Annotated in this window: 19 protein-coding genes; 5 read left to right on the forward strand and 14 right to left on the reverse strand. The window is 46.4% G+C overall.

The genetic code is table 11. The features are described 5' to 3' along the window. Positions 1–326 precede the first annotated feature (326 nt). From ACLFWI_RS08125 to ACLFWI_RS08135, 3 genes are all read right to left on the reverse strand, one after another. On the reverse strand, positions 327–2,747 hold the full coding sequence (locus tag ACLFWI_RS08125) for a sucrose synthase (RefSeq protein WP_446412523.1): 2,421 nt from the start codon (positions 2,745–2,747) through the stop codon (positions 327–329). Positions 2,748–2,954: 207 nt separating this feature from the next. Then, on the reverse strand, positions 2,955–4,478 hold the full coding sequence (locus ACLFWI_RS08130) for a carboxypeptidase M32 (RefSeq protein WP_446412524.1): 1,524 nt from the start codon (positions 4,476–4,478) through the stop codon (positions 2,955–2,957). A 483-nt stretch (positions 4,479–4,961) separates the two neighbouring features. Continuing rightward, positions 4,962–5,588, reverse strand: coding sequence for a GNAT family N-acetyltransferase (locus ACLFWI_RS08135; protein ID WP_446412525.1), 627 nt, complete (start codon positions 5,586–5,588; stop codon positions 4,962–4,964). 34 nt (positions 5,589–5,622) lie between these two features. Between ACLFWI_RS08135 and ACLFWI_RS08140 the strand changes: the two genes are divergently transcribed. Beyond that, on the forward strand, positions 5,623–5,745 hold the full coding sequence (locus tag ACLFWI_RS08140) for a hypothetical protein (RefSeq protein WP_446412526.1): 123 nt from the start codon (positions 5,623–5,625) through the stop codon (positions 5,743–5,745). Positions 5,746–6,111: 366 nt separating this feature from the next. Here the strand turns inward: ACLFWI_RS08140 and carB are convergent, their stop codons facing one another. After that, the gene (gene carB / locus ACLFWI_RS08145; protein WP_446412527.1) at positions 6,112–9,366 is read right to left on the reverse strand and encodes a carbamoyl-phosphate synthase large subunit; all 3,255 of its coding nucleotides are present in this window, start codon (positions 9,364–9,366) and stop codon (positions 6,112–6,114) included. Positions 9,367–9,828: 462 nt separating this feature from the next. Here carB and ACLFWI_RS08150 point away from each other — a divergent pair, with 462 nt between their 5' ends. Then, positions 9,829–9,996 carry a metallothionein gene (locus ACLFWI_RS08150; protein WP_446407861.1) on the forward strand — a complete coding sequence of 56 codons (168 nt, stop codon included), beginning with the start codon at positions 9,829–9,831 and terminating at the stop codon, positions 9,994–9,996. A 103-nt stretch (positions 9,997–10,099) separates the two neighbouring features. Here the strand turns inward: ACLFWI_RS08150 and ACLFWI_RS08155 are convergent, their stop codons facing one another. From ACLFWI_RS08155 to ACLFWI_RS08200, 10 genes are all read right to left on the reverse strand, one after another. After that, positions 10,100–11,644: a bifunctional aminoglycoside phosphotransferase/ATP-binding protein gene (locus tag ACLFWI_RS08155; RefSeq protein WP_446412528.1), complete on the reverse strand. Its 1,545-nt coding sequence runs from the start codon at positions 11,642–11,644 to the stop codon at positions 10,100–10,102. Positions 11,645–11,731: 87 nt separating this feature from the next. Continuing rightward, positions 11,732–12,352: a 50S ribosomal protein L25/general stress protein Ctc gene (locus ACLFWI_RS08160; protein WP_446412529.1), complete on the reverse strand. Its 621-nt coding sequence runs from the start codon at positions 12,350–12,352 to the stop codon at positions 11,732–11,734. Between the two features lie 84 nt (positions 12,353–12,436). After that, positions 12,437–13,774: an adenylosuccinate synthase gene (locus ACLFWI_RS08165; protein ID WP_446412530.1), complete on the reverse strand. Its 1,338-nt coding sequence runs from the start codon at positions 13,772–13,774 to the stop codon at positions 12,437–12,439. A gap of 108 nt (positions 13,775–13,882) precedes the next feature. Further along, complete coding sequence (locus ACLFWI_RS08170) at positions 13,883–14,029, reverse strand: hypothetical protein (protein ID WP_446412536.1); 147 nt, start codon at positions 14,027–14,029, stop codon at positions 13,883–13,885. Positions 14,030–14,039: 10 nt separating this feature from the next. Further along, entirely contained in the window at positions 14,040–14,276 is a 237-nt protein-coding gene (locus ACLFWI_RS08175) for a hypothetical protein (protein ID WP_446407864.1), read from the reverse strand. Positions 14,277–14,344: 68 nt separating this feature from the next. Continuing rightward, positions 14,345–15,097, reverse strand: a complete 753-nt coding sequence (locus tag ACLFWI_RS08180; RefSeq protein ID WP_446412531.1) for an ABC transporter ATP-binding protein — start codon at positions 15,095–15,097, stop codon at positions 14,345–14,347. A 199-nt stretch (positions 15,098–15,296) separates the two neighbouring features. Continuing rightward, positions 15,297–16,394, reverse strand: a complete 1,098-nt coding sequence (locus ACLFWI_RS08185) for a FecCD family ABC transporter permease (RefSeq protein WP_446408268.1) — start codon at positions 16,392–16,394, stop codon at positions 15,297–15,299. A gap of 5 nt (positions 16,395–16,399) precedes the next feature. Next, a complete protein-coding gene (locus ACLFWI_RS08190) occupies positions 16,400–17,527 on the reverse strand; it encodes an iron ABC transporter substrate-binding protein (RefSeq protein ID WP_446408267.1) in 1,128 nt (375 codons plus the stop codon). Positions 17,528–17,922: 395 nt separating this feature from the next. Next, positions 17,923–18,792, reverse strand: a complete 870-nt coding sequence (gene ppk2, locus ACLFWI_RS08195; RefSeq protein WP_446408266.1) for a polyphosphate kinase 2 — start codon at positions 18,790–18,792, stop codon at positions 17,923–17,925. A 77-nt stretch (positions 18,793–18,869) separates the two neighbouring features. Continuing rightward, complete coding sequence (locus tag ACLFWI_RS08200) at positions 18,870–19,487, reverse strand: Uma2 family endonuclease (RefSeq protein WP_446412532.1); 618 nt, start codon at positions 19,485–19,487, stop codon at positions 18,870–18,872. Positions 19,488–19,665: 178 nt separating this feature from the next. Here ACLFWI_RS08200 and ACLFWI_RS08205 point away from each other — a divergent pair, with 178 nt between their 5' ends. The 3 genes from ACLFWI_RS08205 to ACLFWI_RS08215 all read left to right on the forward strand — a co-directional run bounded on the left by ACLFWI_RS08205 (position 19,666) and on the right by ACLFWI_RS08215 (position 22,186). Continuing rightward, a complete protein-coding gene (locus ACLFWI_RS08205; RefSeq protein ID WP_446412535.1) occupies positions 19,666–20,352 on the forward strand; it encodes a GDSL-type esterase/lipase family protein in 687 nt (228 codons plus the stop codon). Positions 20,353–20,518: 166 nt separating this feature from the next. Then, complete coding sequence (locus ACLFWI_RS08210; RefSeq protein WP_446412533.1) at positions 20,519–21,331, forward strand: ion transporter; 813 nt, start codon at positions 20,519–20,521, stop codon at positions 21,329–21,331. Between the two features lie 12 nt (positions 21,332–21,343). After that, a complete protein-coding gene (locus ACLFWI_RS08215; RefSeq protein WP_446412534.1) occupies positions 21,344–22,186 on the forward strand; it encodes an urease accessory protein UreD in 843 nt (280 codons plus the stop codon). Positions 22,187–22,543: the final 357 nt, after the last annotated feature.

The raw sequence follows: 22,543 nt of genomic DNA on the forward strand, positions 1-22,543 counted from the left end.
AATATACCCGATTTTCTGGCGCGTCGCCTTGCCAATATTAACATTCCATATCGGTCGGGGCGGGTTGAGGGATTCAATTCAGAAACTCACCTCAAACCCAACAACGAAACCCGCCCTATTCCCCACCTACAATTTATCCTCAACCTGATCACCCAACCTACCTGATTTTACATCGCGATCGCACGCTAAAGATACCAACTAGATTAGGGATAAAGGTGACAGGATGAAACCGGGCGGGTTTTGGTCAAAATTCTATCGGTTTCACTGTTAATTTTGCTCCTAAACCCGCCCCTACATTAACACTTATCTATCTCCTACCCCAACAATCAACGCTTCAGATGTGCTTCTAACAATTGTTGGGCGCGAGGCTTGTAAATTAGATAGAACAATGCCTCAATATACCGCAACAAATCCTCCCGATCTTCTTTCGAGGTATAATTCCAAAACCCATAAATCCGTGCCAAGGATAACAGGCGGCTGGTGTGAATCTTCCAGGTATAAGTACTATACACCCGTTCCATTCCCCGATTGGAAATCTTCAACCAATAATCAGGATTTTGTTCACATTTAGACAGAAACTCCAAAATCTTCTCAGCCGTGTCTTCCAGATTCGTGGGGTTAATTAAGAACCCATTCACCTTATCCTGAATAATCTCCAACGGACCCCCAAACTGCGTGCCAAATGTGGGCAACCCAGAAATCATCGCTTCTAAAATCGTCAAACCAAACGCTTCAAACAGCGCTGGTTGAACAAAAATCCCTCGGTGATCCGCAATCACCCGATAGATTTCCCCTGAATCTCGCTTGGGTAAACGCACCCCTAACCAGCGAATCTTACCATGTAAATTGTATTCGTCGATCAGACGATATAGTTTGACGATTTCATCCCGTTCTTCGTTATCTGTCGAATCTTCCGTGCGTAATTTCCCGGCAACAAAAATCAGGTTACACTGTTCTTGTAATTCTTTACTCTTACCAAAACATTCGGTTAAACCCGTCAGATTTTTAATCCGGTCAAGACGCGCTATTGAGAAGAGGGGACGCTTTGTCGGATCATCCAATGTGCCATAGACTTGAGTCGGATCATCTAGGGTAAAAAGTAACTCATCTAACCGTTCACAATCACGAGGCACCCGATCCTGACTACGAGTATAGGGGAAGTAAACCTGTTCATTCACTCCCGGCGGCACCACATTAAACTTAGGTGAAAATAACTCAATTCCATTCACCACATGATACAAATCCGGCATGGTGAAATTCTGGTAGGATTCATACTGACCCACACTATCCGGTTTGCCGACAATCTCCTGATATGTACTGCTGATAATAAAGTTCGCCGCATTCATGGCAATCAAATCAGCCGTAAATTGGATCGAGAAATGATATTGGTCTTCTAATTCCTGCCAGTAGAGATTACTAAATAGGTATTTAGACTTTTCCAAGGCGTGGGCGACAATACACTGGGTTACATCCATGCGGCGGGATAGGAGAAATGCCACCAAGTTGCCATCTGAATAGTTGCCAACAATGAAATCAGGAACCCCTTGAAATTCTGCCCGGAGTTCTTTTTCCGCATCAATCGCGTAGGTTTCCAGATAGGGCCAAATTTCAAACCGAGAAATCCAGTTCTGGGTATAGTTAGGATTAAATTCTCGGAAGGGAACCCGCAAGATCCAAGCATTATCCGTGCCATGAACTTTTTCTAAGCGTTCGTTACAGCGGGTGCCATCATTGTTGGGAATTAACCGGGATAAGATAATAACTTTGGGCTTGACCTTTAGCAACTCCAACCCAGCCAGTTTAATATCTTCTTGCAGTTGCTTTTCTAAACTCCGGGCTTGATCCAGCACATAAACCACTTGACCCCCGGTATCGGGACGCCCTAAAACCCCTTCTTGTCCAAACCATCCATGGATTGAAACTAAGACAATCCGAAAAATCATCGGGATGCGGGACAGGAATTTTTCCAGCCCCTGGTGATCCGGAGAATCAATCAGTTCATCCAGGATTTCTAGGGTTTCTCGGACTCGACTGGCGGTATTACCCCAACCCGCTTCAAACCCCATGTCTTGTAGATTGAAGCGAAAGGATTCGTAGGGTTCATTATCGGCGCGATCGCTAACAAAGTTGAGGGCTAATTTCACCTGATCAGAAAGCTGCTGTTGGCTTTGAATCCGCCCGTTAATCAGAAGCTGAGTCCCTTGTACTTCATGGAGACTTAGGAAGTTGAATAACGACTCTTGCCATTGGCGCGGATCTTGAAACAGTTTACTAGACAGGAAGCGATTCAGGAACTGAACCCCCTTACCAATGTTTTTTGAGTCCCGAATAATTGGACTATAATCATAGAATGGTTTAAAATCAAGTTCCAGGACATCCCCTTCATTGGGACGATAATGGTTGACGAAGCGATCGCGTACATCGAGCAGTTGTTGAACCGTGATCGGCTCTACGGTTAAGTCTTCTAGAACTTGAAACCCTTCTTGTTCGGCAATCTTGGGTCGGATGATCAGGTAGAGACTTTCCTCATCGAGGATAATTTCCTGAGTATAGTAAATTAGTCGCCCTAGATTCGACGAATGAAAAAAATAGTCCGGTTTTTGTTTGTCAACGCAGTATTTACTAAAATCAGACAGAATATCGTTTCGCAGTAGATACCGAGGTCCGGACTGTTTTAATTGACTGGCAAATTGGCGTAAATCATTTCGTTCTTCACAATCAAGTACGTTCTGGATTAGATTGAGCATTACAACGTCCCAAGCACAAATTCAAAAAGGATAGAAGTCGAGATGTATGACTCCGGAAAAACGCCCTACTCCAAAGCGGTAACAGCAGAGTGACCACTTTTTTTTCGGGCGCGGGGTAACAGGGGTAATTTCGCAGGTCAGTGAATGAACACCTTGCTGCACGAGTGTTTTATGTGGTTGAGCCACACAGAAAAAATCAAGCAATCTTTACAAATCGTAAAGTTGCCCATACTTTTGCCGGATATAACGGATGAATGGAGCGATGTGCAAATCTGCACCAGTGACGCCCTTGATTAATTCAGCCGCCGTGTACTTGCAACCATGTTGGTATATGTTTTCTCTTAACCAATTATGCAAGGTACTAAATTGTCCTTGTTCAATGTTAGCTAAGATTTCCGGATGAGCGGCTAAGGCGGCTTCAAAAATTTGGCTGCTGATCAAGTTGCCCAGGGTATAGCATTGGAACATACCGCCAATTTGACTGGTATACCAGTGAACATCTTGGAGAACGCCATCCGTATCCGTTTCGGGGACAATGCCTAAATCAGACCGATAGCGTTCTCCCCAGGCTTCCGGTAAGTCCCTGACGGCTAATTTTCCTTCTAGCAAGTCCAGTTCTAAGTCAAAGCGGATCATCACATGCAGGTTATAGGTAACTTCATCTGCATCCGTGCGAATGAGCGATCGCACGACTTTGTTGATGGCTCGGTAGAATGTCTCTAAGGGAACATCCTTAAGTTGATCGGGAAACGCGGCTTGGAGTTGGGGATAGAAGAATTGCCAAAAGCCACGACTACGCCCGACGATATTTTCCCACAGCCGAGATTGGCTTTCATGAATACCCGCGGAAGTCCCACCCGCTAAGGGGGTTCCTTCCAAAGTGGGGCTAATCCCTTGTTCATACAACCCATGACCCATTTCATGAATACTACTAAACAGCGCCTGTCCTAAGTCATTGTCGTAGACGCGAGTGGTAATCCGCACATCCTCTGTAGAGAAGTTAATCATAAAGGGGTGATGGGTTTGATCTTGTCGTCCCCGTTGGAAGTCATACCCCAACTGCTCAATGATTTTTAAGGTAAAGGCTAACTGATCTTGAGCCGGATAATACTGATGCAAACACCGATCATCCGTCATCGGTTGAGCGGTAATCGCTTCCACAATCGGCACCAATTCGTCTCGCAACTGGGCAAACAGCGATCGCAAAAAGCCAGCTTGCATGCCATAATCGGCAAAATCAATTAACGGATCGGCAATATGATCGTACCCTGGGAAAAAGTTTGCCAATTCCCGGCTCAACTCCAGGGTTTTTTCCAGATAAGGTTCAACGGCGGCAAAATTATTTTCCGGGCGTGCAGCAACCCAAGCCCCATAAGTATCGGTACGATGGCGAGAAAATTTTGCCATAAACGTGGCCGGAACCCGCGCCGCCCGCTCATATTTGCGGCGGGTAACCCGCACTAAACTGGCTTCATCCGAATCGTAGGGAAAACGGGTTTCTATGGAACGTAAGTCCTCTAGAAGCTCACCCATAGCTGGATCAATAAATTTACTATGGGAAATTTGTTGCAACGTTGCTAACTGTCGTCCGCGAGCGGCTGCGCCTTTGGGCGGCATATAGGTTGCCTGATCCCAATACAACAGAGACGCGGCGGCTTCGATATCATTAATCTCACTCAGGCGGGTTTTCAGCTCTAGGAGTTTGGTTTCTGTCTTTTCGATAGTCTGCATAGTCGGTGGGTGATGCTGTAGTATTGGCTTGGAGACATTGTTGGCAATGTTTCCCAGATTAGTAAATGTACACCTGACAATCGAAAAGGAGAATCTTCCCTAACTGGCAGGGAACGAACAGCTAGGCTGAACTCTAGGCTCTCACACTGACTCTCGTGCTTAACTACGGTAACTGAACGGCAATGGGTACATTAGTTGACTGATAGCGAAGGAAATGGCTAACCCTGATCGGGTGGGGAATGATCAAACTATCTCTCTACCTTAATCCATTACGCTTGAGACTTTGGCAGATCGACAGACCAATATTGTGCCATTTCTCTGCCACTTCCGCATTGGTCGCTGATGCTGTAGTTCTAGGAAGCGAAGACAATATCTCTGATTCAATGGCACTAACTTAAGGTTGGTGGGCATTGCCTACCCTACGGTATATCTCCCCCATCTCCCCCATCTCCCAGACGTAGCATGAGGAGTCTCTACAACCCCTTAAGGTTCCCGATAAAGTTCTGGCATAGGTTCTTTCTCAATCCGATAGATTTTAAAGCCCCGTTTAATGCAATTATCCAGGGCGTAGGGGCTATCCAGATTACTGGTATGAATCCAGAGGCGTTGTGTGCCTTTATTCCAAGCGTAAGCAATGCCATGGCTGAGTAAATGCTTGCCTAACCCCCGCCCGAGATAGTTTTCGCGCAAACCAAAATAAACAATTTCTGTCGAGTAGAACCGGCCCGACGGTCCCTCTCGACGCTTGACCAACTCAATGTATCCAGCGGGCGCACCATTGACATAGAGGACATGAATACTGGTTTTAGGTGTAGTTAGAATCTCTTGCAGTTCTTCATCCGAGTAGGATAAGCGATCGCGCCAACGCCAGGGTTTGCCCACGGTACTGTACAGGAAACGATAGAAGGCAACATCAGGCGTATCCATACACATCATTTTGATCCCATCCGGGTAGTTAAGATACGCCGGACGGAATTGGGTCGGATCGGTCATCTGGAGATAGGTGATCACCAGAGTATCCGGAATAGGTGTTATGGGAGGAGATTTCAAAGACACCGGAATTTGAGTGCTGTTGGGACATGTTGCCGCCTGAGAAACCGATACAGCCATCGCGATTCACAATCTGCTTAACTATTAATTAACTTTGGGCGATTTGACCGATGGGGCAGCAGTTTATGACTTACACTGTATTCTACGGTGGAATGATTATGATTTAGGATTGCTCCTGCTGTTTGTTGTCGAGGTCACATTTTCCACACCGAGTTGATATCACTATCAGGAAATGGCAGTATAGGATACCGATGCTGTCGGTTCAGACAACGCGAGTTTACCTATCACGGACTCTCTACAACCCAACTTACCCCAATTTTACGTCTATTTTTCTTCCAGTGTAATTTTAACTCAGGTCAATTCGTATTTGTTTAAGAATTTATCAGGAGATTCTTTTTTTTTAAGTATATACAAATACATTCTCCCTGAACCCAATCTCTGTTTTCGCCTAAATTCCATTAGATTGGCTGGCATTTAGACAATTGCAGTCAAACCCGGATTGAACTTTAGGCAGTTATTTTGTGATCCGCAACGTCCGATAACGGTTCATTGGTCACCGGACATTGTTGATACCGATCACTGCTTACTGAGTCTCGTTAATGTAGTCTTGCAACGCTTTCACATCTAAAGGCTGAGACTTCAATGAACGAATTGCCCCGGCTGTTGCCTTTGCACCAGCAATCGTGGTAATAATTGGGATCTTGTAAGCCAATGCGGTGCGCCGAATTAACCGACCATCGGCTTGGGCATCTTCTCCGGTTGGGGTATTAATAATCAACTGAATCTGCTTATTTTTAATCGCATCCAAGACATGGGGACGTCCTTGATGCAGTTTCAGGATCAAATCAACCTGCAAGCCATGATCCTTAAGGGCTTTGCGTGTCCCTTCCGTGGCAATCACATTAAAGCCCAAGTCCATCAAATCTTGAACCACGGGGACAACATTGGCTTTATCCCGGTTATTGGTGGAGACAAAAACAGTACCCGACAGGGGTAAACGCTGACCAGCGGCTAATTCTGCCTTGGCAAATGCTTTACCAAAGTCCGTATCAATCCCCATCACTTCACCGGTAGACCGCATTTCTGGTCCGAGGATGACATCGGTGCCAGGGAATTTATCAAAGGGCAAGACGGCTTCTTTTACGGCAATGTGCTGGAGTTGAGGTTCCTGGGTTAAACCGAGGTCTTCTAGGGTTTCTCCTGCCATGATCCGGGAAGCCAAAGCCGCTAGCGGGACACCGGTGGCTTTGGAGACATAGGGAACGGTACGCGACGCCCTGGGGTTGGCTTCCAGGATGTAAACGGTTTCCCCTTGCACCGCAAACTGGATATTCATCAAGCCGATGACTTTCAACTTTGTGGCTAATTGATGGGTACTGGTGCGAATAGTTTCCATTGCTGTGGGACTCAGGGAAATAAACGGAATCGAACAAGCCGAGTCCCCGGAGTGAATCCCGGCTTGTTCAATATGTTCCATGATGCCACCAATCACCACCCGACCGGTATGATCCGCGATCGCATCCACATCCACCTCAATCGCGTTTTCCAAGAACTTATCAATCAGAATCGGGTGTTCCGGTTCCACTTGCACCGCAAAGGTCATATACCGTTCCAACTCCAGGTCAGAATAGACAATTTCCATTGCCCGTCCACCGAGGACGTAGGAGGGACGCACTACCACCGGGTAGCCGATGCGCTTGGCGATGTCCAACGCCTCCTCATAGCTGCGGGCGATGCCATTGGGGGGCTGTTTGATATCCAGTTGGCGCAGGATTTTCTCAAAGCGTTCCCGATCTTCGGCTATATCAATCGAGTCGGGAGAGGTACCCCAGATTTTTGTGGACAGTGAGGCTTGGATGTCTGGATCACTCAAAAATTCTTGCAGAGGGACTGCTAGTTTTAGCGGGGTTTGACCACCAAACTGAATAATAATCCCTTCTGGCTTTTCGGTTTCAATGATGTTGAGAACATCTTCTTTAGTCAGGGGTTCAAAGTAAAGGCGATCGCTGGTGTCGTAGTCTGTGGAAACGGTTTCGGGGTTGGAGTTGACCATAATCGTCTCAAACCCTTCTTTGGCAAGGGAATAAGCCGCATGACAGCAGCAGTAGTCAAACTCAATCCCCTGTCCAATCCGGTTGGGTCCACCACCGAGAATCATCACCTTGCGCTTATCGGAGGGGATGACTTCAGTTTCTTCTTCGTAGGTGGAATAGTAATAGGGCGTCAATGCTTCAAATTCGGCGGCGCAGGTATCCACCACTTTGTAAACAGCGACAACCCCCAGTTGCTGGCGATACGTCCGCACCTCATCTTCCGTTGTTTTGGTGGCGAAGGCAATTTGGCGATCGCTATAACCTTGACGCTTTACATCCCAAAGATTCTCTTTTGTCAAGCTTTTTAAGGGAGTGCGCTTGAGGAATTTTTCAGTTTCGAGTAAATCAGCAAACTTATCCAGAAACCAAGGGTCAATACTCGTGAGTTCATAAATTTCTGCGACGGTCATGCCTAATTGTAAAGCGTGACGCAGGGTAAAGATGCGGTCAGGGTTGGGTGTCCGTAAGCCAGAACGTACTTGTTCCAGGGAGGGAAGTTTCTCGGCGCGATCGCATCCCCACCCGTAGCGTCCGATTTCCAGAGAACGCAGGGCTTTTTGGCAGGATTCTTGGAACGTGCGTCCAATTGCCATTGCTTCCCCCACGGACTTCATCTGGGTGGTGAGTACGGGTTTAGCGTTGGGGAATTTCTCAAAGGTAAACCGGGGAATTTTGGTAACCACATAGTCGATCGTGGGTTCAAAGGAGGCGGGGGTTTTCTGAGTAATGTCGTTGGGAATCTCATCCAAGGTATATCCCACCGCTAACTTCGCCGCAAATTTAGCGATGGGGAACCCTGTAGCTTTCGATGCGAGAGCAGAACTGCGGGAAACACGGGGGTTCATTTCAATGACAATCACGTCCCCGGTAACTGGATTGATGGCAAACTGAATATTTGAGCCACCCGTTTCCACGCCAATCTCGCGGATAATTTGAATCGAGTAATCCCGGAGTCGCTGATATTCTTTATCGGTGAGGGTTTGGGCGGGGGCTACGGTAATCGAGTCGCCGGTGTGGACTCCCATGGGGTCAAGGTTTTCGATTGAGCAGATAATGACAACATTATCGGCGAGATCCCGCATCACTTCTAACTCATATTCTTTCCATCCCAGCAGGGACTGTTCGACTAAGATTTGAGAAACGGGGGAGGCGTCTAACCCCACTTGTGCCATTTCTTCGTATTCTTCTTGGTTATAGGCAATACCGCCACCTGTACCGCCTAAAGTATAAGCTGGACGAATAATCAGGGGGTAAGTGCCTATGCGTTGGGCAAGGGCTTTGGCTTCATCCAAGTTACTGGCGATTCCTGAAGGACAGACTCCGATACCAATGCGTCCCATGGCTTCTTTGAAAAGCTGGCGGTCTTCTGCCATTTCGATGGCGTCGAGTTTAGCACCAATGAGATCGACGCCGTATTTGTCGAGAACACCGTTTTTTGCCAGAGTAACGGCAATATTCAGGGCTGTTTGACCCCCCATCGTCGGTAATAGGGCATCTGGTCGTTCTTTGGCAATCACCTTCTCCACAATTTCCGGAGTCAGGGGTTCAATGTAGGTGCGGTCTGCGGTTTCTGGGTCGGTCATGATTGTGGCTGGATTGGAGTTAACCAGTATCACTTCATAGCCTTCTTGCTGGAGGGCTTTACACGCCTGAGTGCCAGAGTAATCAAACTCACAGGCTTGTCCAATAACAATGGGACCAGAACCCAAGATCAGGATTTTGTGAAGATCGTCGCGGCGAGGCATAAGTGTCGGTGATTGCGTGACTATTCTTGAATCCTGTTTATTTTATATGGTCTGAGGGAAATTCGTCGCGGCAGTTATGTTGGGGTTTGATGACTTAGGGGATTTTGGGCAACACAGATTACACCGATTGAATGACACTACAAAGAAGACTCAATCGTGAAGCACACAGATGGACACAGAGGACTTAATAATATCCCGACAATTCTTACATCTTCTGGCTATTGAGAACTAACGCCTCTGTGAAATCAGTGGATGCTCACCTCTCACTTCCCACCGCTACCGTTTCTCTCGCATCCGTGAAATCAGTGTTACGGCGATCGCAACAGCTAGGTAATTTAAATACATGACAGCTTAGGCTTTTAAGGAAAATTTAATATCTGAATGACCATTCAGGTGTTATGCTAAAAAAAATATCTGAATACTTGTTCAGATATTGAGTCAAACTCTATAGTGGAAAGAAAGATGACAACTGCCACTCAAACGCAATGTGCCTGTGATTCCTGCGTGTGCATGGTGAGTACCGATTCAGCCGTGCAAAAAGACGGCAAATATTACTGTAGCGACGCTTGCGCTAACGGTCATCCCAACGGAGCTGGCTGTGGGCATTCTGGTTGTGAATGTCACGCTTAATCGGGCGCATCCTCAGTGATTGCCGATCTATGGACAGATAGAAACCACACCAGGTACAGAAGAATCGCTGTGTCTGGTGTGGCTATTTTCTCTTCCTTGAACCTTAAGTCAAGGTCATTTTTTCTAATTGAGATTGCCAATTTTGAGTCGTGTCCACTGTCGTGACTAGGGATTGTTCCGCCTCAGTGAAGGGTTCAGCCGTGGCTTGTTGGCGACTGAGTAAATCCGCCGTTGCATCGGATACATCTTCAGTGCGGGATGAGAGGCGATCGCGTAGGACTTCAATGGGGGCAATGCAGTGTAGAATTCGTAAGGGTAACTGATGTGCCTGTGCTTTGGCGATCGCATCCCCTCGAAATGCCTGTCGATCGTACTTCGCATCAAGAATCACCGGAAAGCCTTGCTGTGCCAACATGATGCCCAATTCTAACAGGCGATCGTAAGTTTTCTGGTTCATCTGGGGGGTATAAAGTTGGTCAGGTCCTTTTTGATCCAACGGAATACCCGCTAAATGTTTACGTACTGCATCAGATCGCAGGTGAATCGCCCCCAACTGCTGCGCCAATTGTCGCGCTACTGTGCTTTTCCCCGAACCCGATAAGCCTGACATAATCACGACTTGTCCGGAATTCGTTTTCGTGTAGTCCCAAGCCAGTCGATAATAATCGGCTGCTGTTTTCGCGGCGTCTTGCTTCGTCTCCTCCGGAACAGCCGGATCATCGAGTAAAAATGAGGTGACTTTCGCCCGCACGTAGGCTTGGCGACTTAAGTACAATGGCAATACCTGTAACCCTTGCCAATCTCCGGTTTGCTCCAAATAGGTATTGAGAAACACATTCCCCAACTCCTTAGCCCCCCGCGCATCCAAATCCATCACCACAAAGGCGATATCGTACATAACGTCCACAAAGCGGAACGGTTGATTAAATTCAATCCGATCAAACAGTTGAATCTTATCCTGCCACAGGCAAATATTTCTCAGGTGCAAATCCCCGTGACATTCCCGAATCCGGTTATTTTCTAAGCGTTGTTCTAATAACGCCTCTCGTTGGGCAAAAAAGCGATCGCTAAATTGTTTCGTTTCTTGAAATTGCTCTTGGGTTTGCGCCCTACCAATATAGTTTTCCGTTTGCTGATAATTTTCGTCAAACGCCTCACGAATTTTGGCAGGTGTACCGAAACTGCGGATGTAGTCATTGGTTTGGCTTTGAGCATGGAATTCAGCCACAACTCGTCCCAGGTTCTCCATATCCGTTGCCGTCAATTTGCCTTGCTCGAAGCGCGTGCTAAACAAGGCATCTTGGGGAAATTGGCGCATTTTCAGAGTATACTCTACAGGCTGAGAGTCATCCCCTAGAATCAAGCGATCGCCCTTTTGACTAATCGGCAACACGTCCAGATAAATCTCCGGTGATTGGGGTTTATTCATCTGCAACTCTTGCCAACAGAAATGCTCTCGTTTCTCCAACGTGGAAAAATCTAAAAACCCAAAGTTAACCGCTTTCTTGACTTTATAGGCATAATCCCCAGTTAGAAATACGTAAGACACATGAGTCTGAATCAGTTCAATCGGTGTTTTAACCGGATGAGGATAAAAATCCGGTTGCTTCATTTGGTCAATTAGATTTGAAATAGTGCTTTGTGACATATAATTTGATGTACGTAGATATAACAAATAACAAAAAAGCCAGGGATAATCTTATGTTCCCTGGCTCGAAAAACAATTACCTTAAGGTTAAATTTCTTCAGATAATAGCGATGTTGGTTGTTCCTCTTCCTCGGCAGTAGGTTCAGCCGCCATAGTGGTTGTACCCAGGATATTAACCACCGGTCGTTGGGGATCATCCATCGCCGTAGCACCTCCTGGCAATAGAATTTCATGAACATGCAAGCTAGCACCGATATCCAAGTTGGAGATATCAACCTCAATAGCTTCTGGAATATTATCCGGAGCGCATTCAACTTGAAGTTCAGTCATGACATGTTCTAGAATACCGCCTTGCTTCACGCCAAAAGCCGTTCCGACCAAATTTACAGGTAAGGATATCTGGATGGTATCCTGAGTTGCCACAGAGAAAAAGCTGAGGTGATAGAGGATAGGCTTCCAGGGATGAGTTTGTACTTCTCGCAGCAGTGCTTTTCCATTCCAAGATAGGTCAGGAATGTTGACCTGAACAGCGGTATGGTTAATATCAGCCTGCTTGAGTAAAGTTTCTGCGGCTTTAGCTTCAACCGTGAGAGCGACGGATTCAGCCCCCTTGTGACCATAGAGTGTTGCTGGGATTAAACCCTCTCTACGTAAGGCTGTGGGCTTACTTCCCTCGGCTCGCTTGTGACATTCAACTTTAACTTCCATAGCTAATCTTTTGGTTCAAGTATTGGTGTTGGCGATTTTTTGGCAATCATTCGTCTTATGTTATGACATAAGACATAAAACAACTTATCCCGATGTTACTGGGATACCATTAGCGTCGAGTAATGCTCGTTTAGGTCCATGGATGGGATCTTCTACGATGATAGTCTGGTCACGGCTAGCACCTAAAGACACGAGTGCGATCGGCACTTCCATCAGTTCTGCTAGGAATTTTAGATAAGCCAGCGCCTGCTTGGGTAAATCTTCCAATGTCCGACAGTGAACGGTGGATTGTTGCCAACCGGGTAGAGTTTTATAGATGGGTTGACACTGAGCAAACCGACGTGCATTGCTGGGGAAATCCTCACAGCGTTGACCGTTGATTTCGTAGGCGACACAAACCTTTAGTTCTTCTAGGGTATCAAGAACATCAAGCTTGGTGATTGCCAGACAATCCATCCCATTTATGCGAACCGCATAGCGACCAATGACTGCATCAAACCAACCGCAGCGACGGCGACGCCCGGTTGTTGTACCAAATTCCGCGCCGCGATCGCACAGTAGTTGTCCCTGTTCGCCATGGAGTTCGGTGGGAAATGGTCCCTCACCGACACGGGTTGTATAGGCTTTAGCGACACCAATAACCCGATCAATCATCGTCGGTCCTACCCCTGCACCCACACAAGCACCACCCGCTACTGGGTTGGAAGAGGTGACATAGGGATAAGTTCCATGGTCTAGGTCAAGTAACGTCCCTTGCGCCCCCTCAAATAAGATATTGCGTCGTTGTTGAATCGCATCATAAATTTTGAGGGAACAGTCAACAACATGAGGACGTAATCGTTCAGCATAAGCTAGATACTGCTCGATCACAGTAGCGGGGTCGAGGGGCGGTAAATTATAGAGTTTTTCTATAACAGCATTTTTATAGTTAATTGTCCAATTAAGCTGTTTTCGCAGAATATCCGAGTCCATCAAATCGACAACCCGAATACCGATGCGCTCTGATTTATCCGCGTAAGTCGGACCAATTCCCCGACCTGTGGTGCCAATTTTATGGTCACCCCGTCGCTCTTCCGATGCTTGGTCGATTAGCCTATGGTAAGGCATAGTGACGTGAGCTGTTTCGGAAATGAGCAGCTTTTGGGTAGAAATGCCTAACTGTTCAAGTTGGTCGAGTTCACCAATCAGAACTTGGGGGTCAATTACTGTCCCCGATCCGATAATACATTCTGTTTCTGGATATAAAATCCCAGAGGGAATCAGGTGCAGCTTAAAGGTTTGACCCTGAACCACAACGGTATGTCCCGCATTGACCCCCCCCTGGTAACGGACGACGACATCTGCGGACTTGCTTAGTAAGTCGGTGACTTTACCTTTTCCTTCATCGCCCCATTGGGCACCGATTACAACAACGTTAGCCAAGGGTTTATTATACGCGCTAAAGTTTACACAAATCACCATTATGTGCAGCAGGTGCGATCGCTGTCAATCGATTTTGTCATTCGTCATACTCGCTAAGCGAGAAGCAAGCTACGTCATTTGTCCTTGGTTAGGGAACAGGGAACAGGGAATAGACAAAAGGTAGGGGCGTTCCCCGGATACCAATTTTGTGCCAATTCCATAGCCATCCAGGGTTGCACCTTCCCCTAAGAGTCTGGCGATTTCCCATTCATCCATGTCGCCACTGCTAAAAAGGGCGACGATATCGCCGGAGTCGATGCGAACAAACATCTCCCTCAAAGCGGAAGTTGGCTAGTACATCCCAGATGCGATCGCTCGTCTGCGATAAAATCCCCGTTTCCCGCAACTCCTGTAATTGGCTGGGGGTGAAGCGCAAGTTTTCCAGATAATCAATGGCTGTTTCCCAGCCAAAGGCGATCGCATCGCCAAATCCGGGAGGAAACTTACGGACAAACAGTTCCAAAACCCTTCCCCCAGATAACAAGCACTCATCGTCAACTGATATAAGTCCGTCATTTCCAAGTCAAACAATTATTCAATAACAATAAAAGGATAATTTTGATAGTACTGAATTAAAACAGGAACTTCATAAACGGATTCAATCAGATCTGGCGTGATTGAGTCATAGCCGCCGAGGGAAAAAATCCGCCCCTCTTTGAGAAATAGAAAGCGGTCAGCAAAGCGTAAGGCTAAATTTAGATCATGGAGTGTCAGTAAAGCAGACTGTTGCTGGGAGATGACGGTTTCTCGAATTAAACTTAGAATTTCGATTTGATTTTTTAGATCTAACGCACTGGTGGGTTCATCGAATAAGAGAATCTGGGGTTCTTGGACTAAGGCGCGGGCGATCGCCACTTTTTGTAATTCCCCGCCGCTCAATTCACGCACGGAACGTAACATCAGAGACTGCAAGTTTAACCGTTCAATGACCCGTTCAACTTTCTCTAAATCTGAGGCAGAAACATCCCAACGAATATAAGGACGACGACCGAGTAAAATCGCATCAAACACCGTCATATCGCCCACCTCAGTCCGTTGAGCCACATAAGCAAAGGTTTGAGCCAGCTTTTGTCGAGAATACTGAAGAATCGATTGATTATTGAGGTAAATCTTACCAGTTTGGGGTTTAAGGATACCATTAAGACATTTAAGCAAGGTTGTTTTTCCCACCCCATTTGGTCCTAAAATCGCCAAAACTTGACCCGGCTTTAATTCAAATTTAATCTCTTTGAGCAGGCGAGATTTGCGATAGCTAAAATTTAGATTTTTAACCGTCAAGACCATATAACAATAGCTAGTTTAGATCGGACAAAAAGTAGGGGAAAATAAGGCAAGAAGCAATAGGGGAAAGAAGGGAGTAGGGGACAGATAAAAGTCCGCAAGTGGGTGGTTCCCTGCCTAACTAGACTGTCTTAAGCTAATCTTCGATTGCGATACCCTAAAAGCCAGATGAATTTCGTAACATTAGTATAATAGCTAAAAATTAAACGCTTCTATATCCCTGAATGAGTAAATAAATAAACAGGGGTGCGCCCATAAATGCCGTGAGAATCGCCACGGGTAAAACTTGGGGAGAGAGCAGAGTTCGAGCGACAATATCGGACAGTAATAAAAGATTAGCACCTCCGAGGGCGGTTGCGGGAATCAGAAAGCGTAAATCATCACCCACCAAGCGACGCATCATGTGGGGAGCCACCAAACCCACAAAACCAATGACCCCTACAAATGAAACCATTAACGCCGTAATCAGAGAGGAGATAATCAAGCCAATCAAGCGAACTTGAGCCACATTAACCCCTAAACCTAGAGCCGTTTCATCGCCAGCATCAATCGCATTATAATTCCAACGATTTAGCCAAAAATAGAGACTTGATAGAACCACCGCCACCGCCATAAATCCCAAATCCCGCCAGGTGGCTCGCCCTAAATCGCCAAATGTCCAAAAGACGACAGCCGCGAGTTGAACATCATCGGCAAAATACTGTAGGAACATTGTCCCGGCGGAGAATAGGGAACTAATCGCCACTCCCACGAGAATCATGACTTCTGGAGAGGCTCGTTTATAGCGGGCGATCGCCAGTAACATCCCCGTCGCGATCAAAGCCGCCAGAAACGCTGATATTGTAGTTGTCCAGGGATTATTAATCGTAATTCCCGTAGCACTACGAATACTCACCTCTCCCGCCTGCAAGACGATAATGGACAAGGCGGCGCCAAAAGCCGCGGCGTTAGCAATCCCTAGGGTAAACGGGGAACCGAGGGGGTTGCGTAGAATACTCTGCATGGCCACCCCCGCCAGCGCCAAGCCACTCCCGACGGCGATCGCCGCCAGACTCCGAGGTAAGCGGATATTCCAGATAATCGTGGTTAAATTCCCCTGCGGCGTTCCCGAGAGCACCTGAAGCAACTCCTTGGGGGCAATTTCCACCGAGCCAGTGAGCAGAGAAACCACCAAAATCAGCAAAACTAAGCTGGCTCCGAAGGCGAGAATTAGGTATTTTCTGCGAAGATAGGTTTGATAGGTTTGAGTGATCGACGAGGTTTCCGAGGAGGGTTGAGGTTTTGGCTTCAGAATCGGCATACCCGTTACAGTTCGACTTGGCTATAGTCAACTTGGTATAACTCGATCAAGCTGTCGTAGAGGGGTTCACCGACAAAAAATGACAAAATCTCATCGGCTTTATCCGGTAAGTCGATATCCTCAAATTGCTCGGGATAGAGAATCTGACCAATCCCATAGGTATTGATCAGAATATTCTCCAGATTGGCATTATAAAGATTATACGGCCAGACCCCATACACCTGTCCCTGTTCCACCGCCGTCAGTTGTTGATAGCTAGGGTCAGTTCTCAGTTCATCAAAGGCGGAAGGGGAGGTAAAAAACGCCGCCGCATCCACGAGGATAATCTGGGGGTCCCACTCGATGATTTTTTCCTTATCCACACTGGCATATTCCGTTCCCAACTCCGCCGCCACAGACCGGGCATTTAAAAACACAAAAGGAGCATAAGCTGGTTCCGTGGATTGGAAGTTTTGCGGTCCGGTTTGGGCAATTGCACCCACATAAACTGTGGGTTTTTCATCCTCAGGAATATTGGCGGTTCGCTGTTCCACATCAGCAAGAATCGACTCAATATAGTCTTGTAACGCCTCGGCGCGATCGCTGACTCCCATCACTTCACCGATGAGGTCAAAGGTTTCATACATGAGTGCGCGATCAGTTGCTAAATCCCCGTAATTGATAGCAATCACAGGAATCCCGGTTTGTTGCTCAAGCTGTTCGACTTCCGCCTCAGAGCCAACTCCCACCTTGAAAATAACTTGTGGCCCGATGGCGATCAGTTGTTCGGGATTGTCTTTCCCCCGAAACTCGCCGATGAGGGGTAACTCACCAAACTGAGGATTAGCCAGGCGATAAGGACGAGGTCGTTGCTGCGATCGCCCTTCCATCTCATTATCATCCACTCCCACAACTCGATCCTGAACCTGGAGATAGGTCAGATATCGCAGCGCCCCGGAACCCGAAGCCACCACCCGTTCCAAAGGTTGAGGAACCTGCACCTCTCGCCCTAACGCATCGGTCACCGTCAGCGTGGGTCCCGATTCAGCCCCTTGGGTTCCCGAGATATCGTTAGAAGCCGGATTGCAGCCGACTAAGGGAATATGGACGGCGATCGCTAAAACCGTCGCTAACCCAGGAACTGTACGTTGCATGTTTAGCCACCCAATTTGATTTTTAGCTAGATAAGTCTAGATAAGTATAGTTTAGGACGATCGCCCTTGCCAGACAACTCGTCAAACTAGGTGCGTTTGCTGAACTGCAACCATTGATTCGACCAAGAAAATGTACCTGGTATTATATCTCAGTCTAAGGTAAATATCATCCTCCAAAAACCATAAGGATATTTTTCCGTAAATATTTAGAAACGACCTGTGAATTAGCCTCTAATCGTTAACTCTACGATAATCCCCTCGTGTGTCAGTATTATTTAGGCGATCGCTTTCAGATTTAGGGAATAGGGAACAGGGAAGGTAAAGTTTTGAGTTAACCTCCCCAGCTCCCCATCTCCCTCATCTCCCTCATCCCCCCCACACTCTACACCGAAACATTAGAAAATCTCTGGGACAAAGGTTTGTGTAGACATAGGCGGACGGTGATACTCCGATTCCGGCTGTCGGGGAGGTAACTCAATCGGATCTGGTGTTAAATCCTGATAAGGAATCAGACTTAACAAATGAGAAATACAATTGAGACGAGCGCGTTTTTTTTCATCGGCTTCCACCACATACCAAGGCGATTGCTTAATATCCGTCGCCGCAAACATTTCATCCTTGGCTTTAGAATACTCCACCCAGCGAGCGCGAGACTCTAAATCCATGGGACTGAGTTTCCAGCGCTTGGTTGGATCTTCCATGCGTTGAATAAAACGGCGTTCTTGCTCGTCGTCACTCACGGAAAACCAATACTTGATCAGAATAATTCCCGATCGCTGAATCATGCATTCAAATTCTGGACACGATCGCAAAAACTCCTGATACTCTTCATCCGTGCAAAACCCCATCACTCGTTCCACACCCGCTCGATTGTACCAACTGCGGTCAAACAGTACCATCTCCCCGGCTGCTGGCAGATATGGCACATAGCGTTGAAAATACCATTGGGTTTTCTCTCGTTCTGTGGGCGTACCCAGCGCCACAACTCTGCACACACGGGGATTCAAACATTCCGTAATCCGTTTGATTGTGCCGCCTTTGCCTGCTGCATCCCGCCCTTCAAACACGACGACGACTTTTAATCCTTTTTGTTTAATCCATTCCTGCAATTTGACTAACTCAACCTGTAGCCGGCGCAATTCCCGTGTGTAAACTTTCTTCTTCAATTTCTTGGATTTGCCTTTGTCAGTTTTCACTTTTTCTTTTTCTTTGACCAGGGAATTTGTTTGATCTGTCACTTTGCCGTTAGTTAACTTGTTGGACATTATGTATGTAAGATAGCTCTAGCAACTCTAGCTAAGCAAATAAAAAACCGCTATCCAAGATTTTTTTGTATCAAAAATTACTCTCCCGCCTGAAAAACCTGTTGAACCGTCAAATTTAGATCAGGGAATGTGGGTGAAACAACGCGGTCATCTCCCCTAAACTGAGTCACCTGGTATTCACCGTCAATGAGTTGATAAACGCTAAATGTCGGTCGTTTTGGGTTGCCAATATAGCGCCTCCCTCCTAACCCCAGATAGTCAACAATCCAATACTCAGGAATACCCATCGCCTCGTAGTCTTCCAGCTTCAGCGCATAATCATCACTCCAATTAGTCGAAACGACCTCAATCACCAAACGTGCAGAAGACCCTTGAGTAATGATAGATTCTCGTTCCCATCGGGGATCTCCTCCTATAGTTTGATAATTCAACACAATAACATCCGGTTCATATCCGGACTCATAAGGGATGGGTTTAATCACACATTCCTTGGGAATAAAACTATTCAGTGAAGACCTTCTGATTTCAAAGTTTAGTTCGGCGATAAGGAAACCTGCTATCCGCGAATGTTTTCCCGTGGGTTTAGGCATTTCAATAATTACTCCATTGTGAAGTTCATAATGGTGTTCTGACTTCTCCGGATACCAAGCAATAAATTCATCGAATGTTACAGGTTTAGGTAAGGCTTGAATCATGGTCTGTGGGGAGAAAGGTTTCTCAATGATGAATCTTAACTGGGCTTTGGCTAACGTCCGGCTTGGCTAACACAGAAAATCTAGCGAGTATGACGTGAGCCTCCGATAAGGTAACATTGTATCAATTCCTGCAAATGTATCGATTTGTTAACAAACACCTGACGAACTACAATTGTCTATGCAAACCATCGTTGCTCCTAGTCTTCATCCCTCCCATCGAAATCCAAGACATCCCCTTAAACTGGTTGTCTTGGGCGATAGCCTGATCTATGGATTTGGTGATCCCGAAGGTGGGGGCTGGGTTGAACGGCTGCGACGCCAATACATGTTACCCGATAGTCCCGGTCATATCCTCTACAATTTGGGCGTCCGAGGTGATGGTGTCAAGCAAGTCGAAGAACGTCTCGAACATGAGTTTCGCCGTCGGGGTGAACTGAAAAATCGCGTCCCTGATGCCATAATTTTGTCTGTAGGTGTGAATGATTCTGCCCGTGTCGGACGCCCCACGGGTCGTAATTATACAGACTTTGATAACTTTCAACAGGAACTGGCAAATCTACTCAACCAAGCCCAGCGCTTATGTCCCGTTCTATTTGTGGGGATGGTTCCTGTCGATGAGACGAAGATGCCCTTTCTGGATTGCTTCTACTATACTCATGCTGATCAGTACCGCTACAAAGAAGCTACCCGTCTGGCTTGTCTGAGACGCCAGATTCCTTATCTGGATATTTTTGATGTCTGGATGAATCGAGGAACACCTTGGTGGACAAAGCAACTGTCTTCAGATGGACTTCATCCCAATGTGATGGGTTACCGAGCGTTGTTAGAAGATGTTCTAGATTGGGAACCATTTCATCAACTTTGAAAAATTTTGTCTTATGTCATTTGTTATTGGTCGTACTCTATTTTATCCCGGTCAGCTAGGTTAAAGAACAAGAAATAGGACATGAAATTGCATAATTCATAAGTCATAATTCATAGATTCAATGAATCATTAGTCTTTTATCCATCATCCCTCAGCAAAAGACGCCATGATAAACAGACTTAAGGTGCGAATTTATCAAAACTTAGAGCGGACGGACATTAGGGATACGGCTAGCCAGATAGTTGACATATTTATTTGGACATTAATTGCCCTCAATTTGATGGCTTTTACCTTGGAAACAGTTGATTCAATTTGGTATCAGTACAGACAATACTTTATCCTTTTTGAGGAGGTCTCAATTGCCGTATTTACCGTGGAATATATCTTAAGAGTTTGGATATGTACAGTAAATCCGGACTATAAGCATTCGATCAGGGGACGGTTAAGATTCATGTTCACCCCTTTAATGCTGATCGATTTAATTGCGATTTTCCCTTTTTATCTGCCGCTCCTGTTCCCCGATTTGCGATTTTTAAGGTCTTTACGACTATTCCGCTTTTTTAGGATTTTAAAACTCAGCCGTTATTCAGCGTCATTAAGAACATTAGGACGAGTAATTCGTTCAAAAAAAGAAGAATTAATTATAACTTTTTTTGTTTTATTTATCTTGTTGTTTTGCGCCTCTAGTCTAATTTATTTTGCCGAACACGAAGCGCAGGCGGAAGCGTTCCCGAATATCCCCATGTCCATGTGGTGGGGTGTGATTACCTTAACCACCGTGGGCTACGGTGACGTGTATCCAGTTACGCTGATCGGGAAATTAGTGGGCGCGATATTAGCGGTGCTGGGAATTGGGCTATTTGCTTTACCTGCTGGTATATTAGCGTCTGGATTCTCGGAAGAACTTCAAGTGAAACACCCGTTTAAACGTAAGCGAACCTCAAAGTTTTGTCCTCATTGTGGAAAACCAATTCATTGATCCCCCATCTGAATGTCTAATACCAAAACAGAATGGCAAGGCAGTTTAGAGTTAGTCTATGCCGATGATCAGAGTAAAACCCGCTTAGTACGCGATCGCATAACTTCCCCTCTGAAGGTGCAGCGCCCGTTTTACCCGGAAGGACAAGGGGTTTGTCATACCGTAGTCTTACATACAGCCGGGGGTATTGTCGGCGGCGATCGCTTGTCTCAAACCATCCACCTGCAAGATAATGCCCAAGCCTTGATTACCACAGCGGCGGCGAGTAAAATCTATCGCAGCAATGGACAACGGGCGAGACAACAGATTCATATCCAAGTCGAGGCTGGGGCTTGTTTGGAATGGTTACCTCAGGAAACGATTGTATTTAATGGTGCTGTTTATCAGCAGCAGATGAAGGTAGAATTAGCTCCGGGAGCCAGTTGGTTAGCCTGGGAGATTACCCGCTTTGGGCGTACCGCTAGGAAGGAGAGGTTCTTACAAGGGGATTGGCGATCGCATACCGAAATCTGGCAACAAGGACGCCCTTTGTGGATTGATCGTCAGTGGTTACCAGGCGGGGAAGCGGTACTCGATAGTCCCCATGGATTAGCCGGACAGCCAATTGTCGGAACGCTGATCTGGATTGGGCAACCCGTATCATCGGAGATAATAGACAATGCCAGAAGCCTGTGGACAGCAACCCAGCGCCAAGGAGAAGCGGGAGTTACCCAAACTCAGGCACAAGGATTATTATGCCGTTATCGCGGTTCATCAACCACAGAAGTGCGAAACTGGTTTACCCAGGTTTGGCAATGTCTGCGCCTTACTTATTTAGGACGAAATGTTTCCCAACCACGAGTTTGGCTAGTTTAGCCAAACCGCTGAAAGCTATACCCTGTCTCAAAGGACAGCACCATCGTTGGATAGGTGGGATAATTTTGCCCTTAAACCCACTGCATCGATTATATTTATGATTCATTTAACTAACCGTGAATTAATTCGATATTTACTTTTAATCATATTAGTAGTGATCTTTTTCAAAGTCATTGTTTATTTTTAAACCGTTTTAGTTGTTTTTACATTAGCCTCAATATTAGCATTTTTGCTCGCCTATCCAGTGAGATGGTTGCAGCATTTCATCCCACATACTATTGCCGTTGTTGTGGTATTTTAAGCTGAAGTTCCCCTTTGACAAATCGCTACACTGTATGCGTATCCAGACTTAGGGCG

The sequence above is a fragment of the Coleofasciculus sp. genome, assembly GCF_046539235.1.
In the GTDB taxonomy this organism is placed as follows: Bacteria; Cyanobacteriota; Cyanobacteriia; order Cyanobacteriales; family Coleofasciculaceae; genus Coleofasciculus.

Bases quoted from the DNA above. Each gene is read 5' to 3' on its own strand.
- ACLFWI_RS08155 (WP_446412528.1), bottom strand. From the start codon at position 11,644: ATGTCACAAAGCACTATTTCAAATCTAATTGACCAAATGAAGCAACCG.
- ACLFWI_RS08190 (WP_446408267.1), bottom strand. From the start codon at position 17,527: ATGCAACGTACAGTTCCTGGGTTAGCGACGGTTTTAGCGATCGCCGTC.
- ACLFWI_RS08185 (WP_446408268.1), bottom strand. From the start codon at position 16,394: ATGCCGATTCTGAAGCCAAAACCTCAACCCTCCTCGGAAACCTCGTCG.
- carB (WP_446412527.1), bottom strand. From the start codon at position 9,366: ATGCCTCGCCGCGACGATCTTCACAAAATCCTGATCTTGGGTTCTGGT.
- ACLFWI_RS08170 (WP_446412536.1), bottom strand. From the start codon at position 14,029: ATGGATGAATGGGAAATCGCCAGACTCTTAGGGGAAGGTGCAACCCTG.
- ACLFWI_RS08205 (WP_446412535.1), top strand. From the start codon at position 19,666: ATGCAAACCATCGTTGCTCCTAGTCTTCATCCCTCCCATCGAAATCCA.
- ACLFWI_RS08200 (WP_446412532.1), bottom strand. From the start codon at position 19,487: ATGATTCAAGCCTTACCTAAACCTGTAACATTCGATGAATTTATTGCT.
- ACLFWI_RS08215 (WP_446412534.1), top strand. From the start codon at position 21,344: ATGTCTAATACCAAAACAGAATGGCAAGGCAGTTTAGAGTTAGTCTAT.
- ppk2 (WP_446408266.1), bottom strand. From the start codon at position 18,792: ATGTCCAACAAGTTAACTAACGGCAAAGTGACAGATCAAACAAATTCC.
- ACLFWI_RS08130 (WP_446412524.1), bottom strand. From the start codon at position 4,478: ATGCAGACTATCGAAAAGACAGAAACCAAACTCCTAGAGCTGAAAACC.
- ACLFWI_RS08210 (WP_446412533.1), top strand. From the start codon at position 20,519: ATGATAAACAGACTTAAGGTGCGAATTTATCAAAACTTAGAGCGGACG.
- ACLFWI_RS08125 (WP_446412523.1), bottom strand. From the start codon at position 2,747: ATGCTCAATCTAATCCAGAACGTACTTGATTGTGAAGAACGAAATGAT.
- ACLFWI_RS08180 (WP_446412531.1), bottom strand. From the start codon at position 15,097: ATGGTCTTGACGGTTAAAAATCTAAATTTTAGCTATCGCAAATCTCGC.
- ACLFWI_RS08150 (WP_446407861.1), top strand. From the start codon at position 9,829: ATGACAACTGCCACTCAAACGCAATGTGCCTGTGATTCCTGCGTGTGC.
- ACLFWI_RS08135 (WP_446412525.1), bottom strand. From the start codon at position 5,588: ATGGCTGTATCGGTTTCTCAGGCGGCAACATGTCCCAACAGCACTCAA.
- ACLFWI_RS08160 (WP_446412529.1), bottom strand. From the start codon at position 12,352: ATGGAAGTTAAAGTTGAATGTCACAAGCGAGCCGAGGGAAGTAAGCCC.